The following is a 12,365-nucleotide window of genomic DNA, read 5'->3' as shown; positions in this document are numbered from 1 at the left end:
CCCAGCACCAACCCACGCTCGGCGCCCGACAACACCTCCACACCACCGACCCGCACCCCCGGATCAGCAGCCACCACCTCCAGCACCCGCACCAAGCGCTCCACCACACCCACCACCGACACCCGGTCGAACAGATCGACCGCGAACTCCACACTCCCCTCGATCCCGCCCGACGTCTCGGCGAACTGGAACGACAGGTCGAACTTGGCGGCGTCGAAGCTGATCTCCTCGGGGGCGATCCGCAGGCCGTCGAGGCCGAGCGTGGCCTCCCCGGTGTTCTGGAACGCCAACATGACCTGGAAGAGGGGGTGGCGGGCCATGGAGCGCTCGGGGTTCAGCACCTCGACCAGCCGCTCGAACGGCACATCCTGGTTCGCGTAGGCCGCGAGGTCCGTCTCCCGGACCCGCTCCACCAGTTCCCGGAACGTCGGGTCGCCCGACACGTCCGTACGCAGCACCAGCGTGTTCACGAAGAAGCCGACCAGGTCGTCCAGTGCCTCGTCCGTGCGGCCCGCGATCACGGTGCCCACCGGGATGTCGGTGCCGGCGCCCAGCCGTGAGAGCAGGGTGGCGACCGCGGCCTGGACGACCATGAACACGCTGCCGCCGACCTCTCCGGCCAGGGCCCGCAACCGCTCATGGGTGTCATGGGAGACGTGGAAGGGGACGGTGTCGCCGCGGTAGCTCATCTCCGCCGGACGCGGACGGTCCACCGGAAGCACCAACTCCTCCGGCAACCCCGCCAACGCCCCACGCCAGTAATCCACCTGCCGCGACAACTCACTGACCGGGTCGTCCTCATCACCCAGCACATCCCGCTGCCACAACGTGTAATCCGCGTACTGCACCGGCAACGCCGCGAAGCCCGGCGCACCACCACCCAGACGCGCCGCGTACGCCTCGCCCAGGTCACGCGCCAGCGGGCCCATCGACCAGCCGTCGCCCGCGATGTGGTGCACCACGACCAGCAGCACGTGCTCGTCGTCGGAGACGGTGAACAGGGCGGCCCGCAGCGGGATTTCCGTGCCGACGTCGAAGCCGCGCGCGACCTCGGCGGCCAGGCGCTCGGGGTCGAAGTCCGCGACCGTCAGCACCGGGCACGCCTCGTGCGCCGGCAGGATCAGCTGGTACGGGCGGCCCTCCGTGTCGGGGAATATCGTCCGCAGGCTCTCGTGGCGTGCCGCGACATCACCGAGTGCCGCTTCGAGCGCGGCCGTGTCCAGGGCGCCGGTCAGGCGGACCGCCATCGGCATGTTGTAGGTGGCGCGGGGGCCCTCGAAGCGGTTGAGGAACCAGAGCCGGCGCTGCGCGGACGAGAGCGGGATCTCCTCGGGGCGCTCGCGCACCGTGAGCGCCTGGCGGGCGCGGCCGGCGTCACCGAGGCGTTCCGCGAGGGCCACGGCGGTCGGTGCCTCGAACAGCGTGCGGACCGCCAATTCGGCGCCGAGCCGGGAGCGGACACGGCTCACGACACGGGTGGCCAGGAGCGAATGGCCGCCCAGGTCGAAGAAGCCGTCGTCGATGGAGACCCGCTCCAGGCCCAGGACCTCCGCGAAGATGTCGCAGAGGGCCTTCTCCTGGGCAGTGCGGGGCGTCCGGCCCTCGGCGCGGGTGCGCGGACCGGGTGCCGGCAGGGCCCGGCGGTCGAGCTTCCCATTGACCGTGACCGGCAGGCGGTCGAGAGCGACGAAGGCCGCCGGGACCATGTAGTCGGGCAGACGCCCGCCCAGGCGCAGTCGCAGTTCGTCCGCGTCGGGCACCTCGCGTCCGGCGGTGGGGACGCTGTAGGCGACGAGTTCCTTGATGCCGGGACGGTCCTCGCGGACGATCACGGCGGCGCGGGCGATCTCCTCCTGGCTCTCCAACGCGGTTTCGATCTCGCCCGGTTCGATGCGGAAGCCGCGGATCTTCACCTGGTCGTCGAGCCGTCCGATGCAGTCGATCCGGCCGTCCCTGGTCCAGCGGGCCAGATCTCCGGTGCGGTACATCCGGGTGCCGGCGGGGCCGTGCGGATCCGCGACGAAGCGTACGGAGGTGAGGTCCGGCCGGTTCAGGTAGCCGCGGGCCAGCCCGGCGCCGGCCAGATACAGTTCGCCGGCCACGCCGGGGGCGACCGGCCGCAGGGACGGATCGAGGATGTACGCCCGGTAGTTGTCCAGGGGCCGTCCCACGAGGACCCGGTCCGCCTCCTCGATGCGCTGGCCGAGCGCGTCGACGGTGGTCTCGGTGGGGCCGTACAGGTTGTGGGTGACGAGATCCGGGACGTCCAGGAGTTCCTGGCGCAGGGTCTCGCCGAGCGCCTCGGCGCCCAGACTCACGATCATCGGGCGCAGGGACTCGTCGGCGGTCAGCCCGAGTTCGTGGAGCTGCTGGTAGTGGGCTGGGGTCGTGTCGAAGTGGTCGATGCCGCCCACGCGCCGGACATAGGCGAACAGGGCGGCGGCGTCGTGGCGCGCCTCGTCGTCGATGAGGTGCAGTTCGTGGCCGGCCAGCATCCACAGCAGGGGGTCGAAGGCGGCGTCGAACGAGAACGACGAGACCAGCGCGGCGCGCAGCCGGCGATCGCCCGCCCCTTCGATCTCCGGGGCGTAGAGCCGCCCGAAGTGGTCGTGGAAGAGGTTCACGAAGCTGCGGTGCTGGACGGTGACGCCCTTGGGGCGGCCGGTGGAACCGGAGGTATAGATGATGTAGGCCGCGTTGTCCGGGCGGGGCGCGCCGCCGCGTTCGTCGTCGGTGAGGTTGTCCGCCGGGATCCCGGGGTCGATGTCGTGCAGTGCGGCGGGGTCGGTGAGTTCCAGCACCGGGCGGGCGTCGTCGAGCATGTGGGCGATGCGGTCGTCGGGGTAGTCCGGGTCGACCGGGACGTAGACGGCGCCCGCTTTCATCACGGCGAGCAGGGCCACGACGTGTTCCGCCGAGCGGGGCAGCCGTACGGCGACGGGCTGCTCGGCGCCCGCGCCGAGGGCGACGAGCCGGCGGGCCAGCCGGTTGGCCCGGGCGTTGAGTTCGGCGTAGCTGAGCCGGGTGTTCCGGAAGACGAGGGCGGTGGCGTCGGGAGTCCGCGCGGCCTGCTCCTCGAAGAGGCCGGGGAGGGTGCCCGTCGGGTAGGTGCGCGCGGTGTCGTTCCAGTCGACGAGGATGCGGTGGCGTTCCTCGGCCGTCAGTACGTCGACGGACGAGAGCCTGCGGTCCGGGTCGCCGGCCAGCTCGCCGGCCAGCCGCACGAAGCGTTCCGCCAGGTCCCGGGCGGTCTCCGGGTCGAACAGGTCCGTGGCGAACTCGATGCCGCCGCCGATCCCGGCGGGGGTTCCGTCGTCCCCGAACCGCTCCTCCAGGACGAGCGAGAGGTCGAAGTTGGAGGTCTTCCAGCCCACGGCGCGCCCGGTGGCCTGCGGGCCGCCGAGGTCGAGGGTGGCTTCCGCGTTGTTCTGGAAGGACAGCATCACCTGGAAGAGCGGGTGGCGGGCCATGGAGCGCTCGGGGTTGAGCACCTCGACCAGCCGCTCGAACGGCACGTCCTGGTTGGCGTACACGGCCAGGTCCGTCTCCCGTACCCGGTCCAGGAGTTCGCGGAAGGTCGGGTCGCCCGACACGTCCGTGCGCAGCACCAGCGTGTTCACGAAGAACCCGACCAGGTCGTCCAGCGCTCCGTCGGTGCGGCCGGCGACGGGCGAGCCGATCGGGATGTCGGCGCCGGCGCCCAGCCGGTGCAGCAGCGCGGCCAGCACCGACTGCATCACCATGAAGACGCTCGCGCGGCGTTCCCGGGCGAGCCCGGCGAGCCGCTGGTGGACGTCGGCGGGGACCTGGAGTTCGACGGTGTCGCCCCGGTAGCTCATCTCGGCGGGGCGCGGGCGGTCGATGGGGAGGGCCAGTTCCTCGGGGAGGCCGGCGAGCGCGGTGCGCCAGTAGCCGATCTGCCGGGCCAGCTCGCTGTCGGGACGGTTCTCGTCGCCGAGGACCGCGCGCTGCCACAGGGTGTAGTCGGCGTACTGGACGGGCAGCGGCTCCCAGGCGGGCGCGCGGCCCTCGCACCTGGCGCGGTAGGCCTCGCCGAGGTCGCGGGCGAGCGGGGCCATGGACCAGCCGTCGGCCGCGATGTGGTGGACGACCAGCAGCAGTACGTATTCGGTGCCGCCCAGCGCGAACAGCCGGGTGCGCAGCGGCGGTTCGGCGGTGAGATCGAACTCCTTGCCGGCGGCCGCCGCAAGTGCCTTTTCCAGGTCGCCGTCGTCGACACCGATCACGGGCAGGGCGGGGACGGCCTGCCCGGGGTCGAGGATCACCTGCCGGGGATTGCCGTCGGTCTCCGGGAAGACGGTGCGCAGGCTCTCGTGGCGGGTTACCACGTCCGCGAGCGCCTCGCGCAGCGACCGGACGCGCAGTTCGCCGGAGAGCCGTACGGCCAGCGGCAGGTTGTAGTTGCCGCCCGCGTCCTCGAAGCGGCCGAGGAACCACAGGCGCCGCTGGGCGGGCGACAGCGGGATCTCCGCCGGGCGCGGTGCGGCGACGAGTGCCGCGCGGGCCCGGCCGGCGGTGCCGAGGCGGTCCGCGAGTGCCGCGACCGTGGGCGCCTCGAAGAGGGTGCGGACCGCGATCTCCGCGCCGAAGGCCGTACGGACCCGGCTCACGAGCCGGGTGGCGAGCAGGGAGTGTCCGCCGAGGTCGAAGAAGCTGTCGTCGACGGAGACCTGCTCCAGGCCGAGGATTTCCGCGAAGAGCGCGCACAGTCGTGCCTCGTGGGCGGTGCGCGGGGCGCGTCCGGCGGATGCGGCGCCGTCGGGCACCGGCAGGGCCCGCCGGTCCAGCTTCCGGTTGGGGGTGAGCGGGAGCGCGTCGAGGGCGACGAACGCGGAGGGCACCATGTAGCCGGGCAGCCTGCCGTCGAGGTGGGCGCGCAGGTCGTCGGCGCCGGGCGCCGGCTCGCCGCCCGCCGGTACGACGTAGGCGGCGAGCGTCCTGATGCCCGGCCTGTCCTCCCGGGCGATGACGACGGCCTGGGCGACGGAGGGGTGGGTGGTCAGGGCCGCCTCGATCTCACCGAGTTCGACGCGGAAGCCGCGGATCTTGACCTGGTGGTCGCTGCGGCCCAGGTAGTCCAGTTCGCCGTCGCCGGTCCAGGAGACCACGTCACCGGTGCGGTACATACGGGTGCCCGCGGGGCCGTACGGGTCGGCGACGAAGCGTTCGGCGGTCAGCGCCGGCCGGTTCAGGTAGCCGCGTGCGAGGCCTGCCCCGGCGAGGTACAGCTCGCCGGGCACCCCGGGCGGGACCGGCCTGAGCGCGCTGTCCAGCACGTAGGCGCGGGTGTTGTGTATGGGGCGGCCGATGGTGGGCCGAGCGGGCCAGTCGCCGGGGTCGGCGGGGAGGGTGGCTGCGGTGACGACGTGGGTCTCGGTGGGTCCGTAGTGGTTGTGCAGGACGCGACCGGTGCCGTGGTGGAAGTCGCGCATCCGCTTGGTCGGCACCAGGGCCTCGCCCGCCTGGGCGAGGTGGCGGAGCGCGGGGAGTTCGAGGCCCTGCCCGGCGGCCTCCTCGCAGAGGGCGTCGATGACCAGGTTGGGCGCGTACACCTCACCGATCCGCTGCTCGTCGAGCCAGCGCACCAGGGCGGCCGGGTCGCGCCGGGTGTCCTCGTCGGGGATGACGAGGGTGCGTCCGGACAGGGTGGCGGAAAGGATCTCCTGAGCGGATACGTCGAAGCTGATGGCGGTGAACTGTGCGGTGCGCACACCGGGGCCGCCGGGCAGTACGTCCTCGTGCCAGGCGATGAGGTTGGCGAGGGCCCCGCCGGGCATCGCCACGCCCTTGGGCCGGCCCGTCGACCCGGAAGTGTAGATGACGTACGCGGGCGTGAGGGGGGTGAGCGGGGCCGTGCGGTCGCCGTCGGAGGGGTCGGTGTCCGCGGCGGCGGCGATCCGCTCGGCCGTGTCGTCGGTGTCCAGGACGAGGAGCGGGAGTGTGTCACCGGGCACGGCGGCGGTGATCCGGGGCGCGGTGGCGCTGTCGGTGAGGACGAGGGCCGGCCGGGCGTCGGTCAGCATGTGGGCGATGCGGTCGGCCGGGTACTCGGGGTCGACGGGCAGATAGGCGGCGCCCGCTTTGAGGACCGCCCAGAGCGCCACGATCTGGTCGGCGGACCGGGGAAGCGCCAGGGCGACCGTCTGCTCGGGGCCGGCGCCCCGGGCGATCAGGAGGCGGGCGACACGGTTGGCGCGGGCGTCGAGCGCGGCGTAGGAGAGCCGGGTGCCGCCGTGCTGGACGGCGGTCGCGTCCGGGTGGCGGTCGGCGGTCCGCCGGAACAGGGCGGGCAGCGTGGCCGGTGCGGTGGCTCGACCGGTGTCGTTCCAGGTGCCCAGAACCAGGGCGCGGTCCTCGGGGGCGAGGAGGTCGAGGCGTCCGACGGCGGTGTCCTCGGACCCGGCGAGAGAGGCGAGCAGGCGCAGCACCCGGTTCCCGATGGCGAGGGCCTCGGCGTGCTCCAGTACGTCGGGGCGGTGGCTCAGCTCGATGGCGAGGGTGGTGCCCACGTGGACCATGAGGCTGAGCGGGTAGTGGGTGCCCTCGTGGCTGCGGCCGTCGACGACGCCGAGGCCGTCGGCGGAACTGCGCAGGCCCTCGGTGTCCACCGGGTAGTTCTCGAAGACGAGGAGGGTGTCGAAGAGTTCGCCGCCGACCGGGGTCAGCCGCTGGATGTCGGAGAGTCCGAGGTACTGGTGGTCCATGAGGCCGGCCTGCTGGTCCTGGAGCCGGTCCAGCAGCGCGCCGACGGGCTCGGCGGGGTCCAGCCGGACGCGGACGGGCAGGGTGTTGATGAAGAGGCCGACCATGGACTCGATGCCGGGGACCTGGGGCGGGCGGCCGGAGACCGTGCCGCCGAAGACCACGTCCTGACGGCCGGTGAGCTGCCCCACCACCATCGCCCACGCGGCCTGCACCACGGTGTTGACCGTGACCCCGCGCAGCCGCGCCCACCGCGCCAGCGCGGCGGTCTCCGCCTCACCCAGCTCCACCCGCGCCTGCCCCGGGGCGACGGGCTCCCGCGCCATGTCCGGCGCGGCCAGCAGGGTCGGCTCGTCCAGCCCGTCCAGCACCTGCCGCCAGGCGGTCTCGGCGGCCGTACGGTCCTGCGCGGCGACCCAGGCGAGGTAGTCGCGGTACGGGGCGACGGGCGGCAGCTCCGTCTCGTCCTCGCCCCTGCCGAACAGCCCGTACAGCTGGAAGAGTTCACCGATGAGCAGGGCCCGGGACCAGCCGTCGAGCAGGATGTGGTGCGCGGTCAGCAGGAAGCGGTGGCGCCCCTCCCCCAGGTCGATCAGGGTGAACCGGACGAGCGGGGGCCGGGCCAGGTCGAAGCGCCGGGCCCGGTCCTCGGCCACCAGCCGGTCGGCCTCGGCGGCCCGGTCCGCGGCCGGCAGGCCCGACAGGTCGGCGCGGGTCCACTCGGGTTCCACGTGGACCGGGATGAGCTGGACCGGCTCGCCGTTCTTGCGGTGGCGGAAGGCGGCGCGCAGCACGGAGTGCCGGCGCAGCACGGCGGCACACGCCGCGCGCAGGGCCTCGGGGTCGATTCCGCCCTCGATGTCCACGGTGAACTGCGTGGTGTAGGCGTCGTGGCCGTGCGCGTCGTACTGCGCGTGGAACAGCAGGCCGTGCTGGAGCGGGGAGAGCGGGAGGATGCCCTCCAGCCGCGGCTTGGACGTGGTCATTTCGCTTCTCTCCACTCAGAGCCCGAAGTCTTCTTCGAATGCGTCGATCTCGTCCTGGCCGAGGTCGAGCAGTGGCGCCAGTGACGCCGCGGTGTGCTGGGGTGCCGCCGGGGGCGGGGTGTACGCGTCGGGGTGTTCCGCGCGGATCACCAGGGATCGCAGGGCCCGGAACCAGCCGTCGGCGAGGGCGGACACCTCTTCCTCGGTGAACAGTTCGCCGGGCCAGCTCCAGGAGGCGACCAGACGGGGGCCGTCGGGCCGGTCCTGGGTGAGCGAGTTCAGCTCCAGGGCGTGTGCGGCGGGCATGGCGTCGTCGCTGCCGCCGAGGCCGCCGTCGCTGTCGTTCCCGCCGTCCCCTCCGGCGAACCGGCCCAGGTAGTTGAAGCCGATCTGCGGTGCGGGGAAGGCCGCGAGGGCGGGCGCCGTCTCGGGGTTGAGGTGGCGCAGCAGGCCGTAGCCGGCTCCGTTGTCCGGCAGTTCGGCGAGCTGCCGTGCCACTTCGGCCACGGCCCGGGAGACGGCGGGGCCGCCACTGCGGATGCCGTCCCAGTCGTTCTCCGGCACCCCGGGGTCGAGCCGGACCGGGAAGAGGCTGGTGAACCAGCCGACCGTGCGGGAGACGTCCGCGTCGGGGAGGACGTCCGCGAGGAGTTCCTCCCGGCCGTGGCCCTCCAGGTCCAGCAGGACCCCGCCGTGCGCGGACCGGCCCCGGTCCCGGTTCCACTCGGTCACCGCCAGGGCGAACGCGGTCAGCAGGACGTCGTTGACGCCGGTCCGGAACACGGTGGGCACGCTGGTGAGCAGCGGCCCGGTCACCTCGGCGGGCAGGGTCACCGTCAGCTGGCGCACCGCCCCCGCCACGTCCCGGGCCGGGTCCAGCGCCCGGGCCCCGAGGGGCTGTTCGGGCCGGCCCGCGAGCATCCGGGTCCATACGGGGAGTTCCTCGGCGCGCCCGGGGGTGCGGGCGGCGGCCGTCAGGCTTCGGGACCACTGGCGCAGGGAGGTCCACACCGGTTCCAGGACGGGTTCCCGGCCCGCGACGACGGCCTCGTAGGCGGCCATCAGGTCGGGGGTCAGAATCCGCCAGGACACTCCGTCGACCACGAGGTGGTGGACGATCAGGAGCAGGCTGCCGACGCGGTCGGGGCCGGCGTCGAACCGGACCACCTGCGTCATCACCCCGGCGTCGGGGTCCAGCCTGTTCTGCGCGGCGCGGCCCTCCGCGTCGAGCGCCGCCGCCGCACCGGCCGCGTCGAGTCCGGAGACGTCCACCCGGTGGATGATGTCCTCGGCCCTGACGGCGCCCTTCGGCGGGATGTGCAGCGTCCAGTCGGTGTCCGTCCTGACCAGCCGGGCCCGCAGTGCGTCGTGGTGGTCCAGTACGGCCTGGACCGTCGCGGCGAGCTGTGCGTCGGTGAGGTCGCCGGGCGCGGGTGAGACCACGGACTGGTTGAAGCCTTCGATCCGGCCGCCCAGGTCCCGCAGCCAGCGGATGATCGGGGTGGCGGGCACCGCTCCCAGGGCCGGGTCGGCCCCCTCGGGGTCGGCGGCCGGAAGCGGCTCGGCCGTGGTCCCGGCGAGGGCGGACGCGAGGGCTTCGGGCGTCTTGTGCCGGAACACCTCGCGGGGGGTCAGGACCAGGCCCTCCTGGCGGGCGCGGCCGACGAGCTGGATGGAGGTGATGCTGTCGCCCCCGAGCGTGAAGAAGCTGTCCTCGACCCCGGCGGCGGGCAGCCCGAGCACCTCGGCGAAGAGCCGGCAGAGCAGTTCCTCGCGAGGGCCGGACGGTGCGCGTCCGGCGGGCCGGGCGCCGAAGTCCGGTGCGGGCAGCGCCTTGCGGTCCAGCTTTCCGTTGGTGTTCAGCGGCAGGGCGTCCAGGGAGACGAACGCGGCCGGGACCATGTAGTCGGGCAGCTCGGCGGCGGCGTGGGTGCGCAGTTCGGCCGCGTCGGGCGCCGTCGTGCCGGCTGCGACGGTGTACGCCACCAGCAGCTTGCTGCCGGGGCGGTCCTCCCGTACGACCACGGCGACCCGGGCGACCTCCGGGTGCCGGGCCAGCACCGATTCGATCTCGCCGAGTTCGATGCGGAAGCCGCGGACCTTGACCTGGAAGTCGGTACGGCTCAGGTACTCCAGCTCGCCGTCCCGGCCCCAGCGGACCAGGTCGCCGGTGCGGTACATGCGGCTCCCGGGCAGCCCGTACGGGTCGGCGACGAACCTCTCGGCGCTCAGCCCGGGGCGGCCCAGGTAGCCGCGGGCCAGGCCGGCGCCCGCGATGTACAGCTCGCCGGGGACGCCGGGTGCGACCGGGCGCAGTGCGCCGTCGAGGACGAGGACCCGGGTGTTGAGGATCGGGCAGCCGATGGGCGGGGCGCCGACGGTGCCGTCGAGTTCGGCGGTGGTGGACCAGATGGTCGTCTCCGTGGGCCCGTACACGTTGACCACGCGCCGGCCCTTCGCGGCCATCGCCTCGGCGAGCGCGCCGGGGACGGCCTCGCCACCCACGAGCATGCGCAGGCCGTCGAGGGCCTCGGGGACCTGGGCGGTCAGCGTCTGCCACATGGAGGGCGTGGCTTGCAGCACCGTGCCGCCGTTGTCGCGGATCAGGGACGCGAGCGCGTGCGGGTCCAGCACCTCGTCCTTGCCCGCGACGACCACGGCGGCGCCCGCGAGCAGCGGCAGGTAGAGCTCCAGAGCCGCGATGTCGAAGGACACGGTGGTGACGGCGACGAGCCGGTCCGTACCGTCCATCGGCACCCGCGCGGCCATGTCGGCGAGGAAGTTGTCCAGGGCGGCGCGCGGGATCACGACACCCTTGGGGCGGCCGGTCGACCCGGAGGTGTAGATGGCGTAGGCCGGGTTGCGGCCGTCGGCCGGTACGCCGTCCGGGGGCCCGGCGGGCAGGTCCGCCAGTGCGCGGGCCGTCTCCGGGGTGTCGAGCAGCAGCCGGGGTGTGTCCGAAGCGGGCAGGGTGGCGGCGGTCGCCTCCGTGGTGAGCAGCAGCGAGGGACGCGCGTCGTCGAGGACGTGGCCCAGCCGCTCGGCGGGGTGCTCGGGGTCGAGCGGCACATAGGCGGCCCCGGACTTGAGGACGGCGAGCAGCGCGACCAGCAGCCCCGCGGACCGGGGCAGGGCCACGGCGACGTAGCGCTCGGGGCCCGCCCCGCGTGCGGCGAGGAGGTGCGCCAGCCGGTCGGCCCGCGCGTCCAGCTCGGCGTAGCCGATCCGTTCCGTCCCGGCGATCACCGCCGTGGCGTCCGGGGTGGCGGCCACCCGGCGCGCGAACAGCTCGGTCAGCGCCGGGATGCCGGGCTCCGGGTCCACGGTGCCCGCCCAGTCGGCGAGGACCAGCTTCTCCTGGCGCGGTGCCAGTAGGCGCAGCCGGCCCACGGGCAGGTCCGCGTGACCGGGGACCTCGCCCAGGGTCCTCACCAGGGCGGCGGCCAGTTCCTCGACCTGGTCCCGGTCGAGCACGTCCGGCCGGTGGGCGAGATCGAGGCCGAGCGAGCGGCCGAGTCCGACGGTGAGGCTGAGCGGGTAGTGGGTGCTCTCGTGATTGTCACCGCCGACGATCCCGAGCCCGCCGGCGGACTTCCGCAGTTCGGTGGCGTCGAGCGGGTAGTTCTCGAAGATGACGAGGGAGTCGAAGAGTTCCCCCTGACCGGCGGCCCGCTGGACCTCGGCGAGCGGCAGGTGCTGGTGGTCCATGAGGCCGGCCTGCTGGTCCTGCAGCCGGTCGAGCAGGGCGCCCAGCGTCTCGGCCGGGTCCGTCTTCACCCGTACGGGCAGGGTGTTGATGAAGAGGCCGACCATGGACTCGATGCCGGGGACCTGCGGCGGGCGGCCGGAGACCGTACCGCCGAAGACCACGTCCTGACGGCCGGTGAGCCGGCCCAGCACCATGGCCCAGACCGCCTGGACCACGGTGTTGACCGTGACCCCGCGCAGCCGCGCCCACCGCGCCAGCGCGGCGGTCTCCGCCTCACCCAGCTCCACCCGTATCCGGCCGGGGACGACGGGCTCCCGGGAGGCGTCCGGTGCGGTGAGGAGAGTCGGCTCGTCCAGTCCGTCGAGTACCTGGCGCCAGGCGGCCTCGGCGGCCGTGCGGTCCTGGGCGGCGACCCAGCCGAGGTAGTCGCGGTACGGCGTGACGGAGGGCAGGGAGGCGCTGTCGCCCTTCCGTGCGTAGAGCGAGAACAGCTCGCCCAGGAAGACCGGCATGGACCAGCCGTCGAGCAGCAGGTGGTGGTGGCTGATGACGAGCCGGTGGCGGTCGGGGGCCGTCGTGATGAGGGTGAACCGCATCAGCGGCGGCGCGGCGAGATCGAACCGCCGCGTCCGGTCCTCGGCCACCAGGCGGTCCGCCTCACCGGCACGGCCCTCCTCGGGCAGTCGCGTCAGGTCGACGTCCTGCCAGGGGAGTTCGAAGCCGGTGGGGATGACCTGGACCGGCGCGTCGAACCCGTCGTGCCGGAACGCGGAGCGGAGGTTGCCGTGCCGGGTGAGCAGGGTGCGCACGGCCGCCCGGAGGGCGTCCCTGTCGATGGACCCCTCGATGTCCAGGGCGAGTTGGACGGTGTAGACGTCGTGGCCCTGCTCGTCGTACACCGCGTGGAAGAGGAGTCCCTGCTGGAGCGGGGAGAGGGGCAGTACGTC

At 73.5% G+C, this 12,365-nt stretch carries 2 protein-coding genes; both read right to left on the bottom strand.

Going from position 1 to position 12,365, the window contains the following annotated elements:
• Positions 1-7,709, bottom strand: a 7,709-nt coding sequence (locus tag ABZ565_RS34775; protein ID WP_361036183.1) for an amino acid adenylation domain-containing protein, incomplete at its 3' end; no start/stop codon positions are given.
• Between the two features lie 15 nt (positions 7,710-7,724).
• On the bottom strand, positions 7,725-12,365 hold a 4,641-nt coding region (locus tag ABZ565_RS34770; protein ID WP_361036180.1), incomplete at its 5' end, for an amino acid adenylation domain-containing protein.

The organism is Streptomyces sp. NPDC016469, from assembly GCF_040632905.1.
In the GTDB taxonomy this organism is placed as follows: domain Bacteria; phylum Actinomycetota; class Actinomycetes; order Streptomycetales; family Streptomycetaceae; genus Streptomyces.
This window is presented reverse-complemented; position numbering and strand designations above follow the sequence as displayed.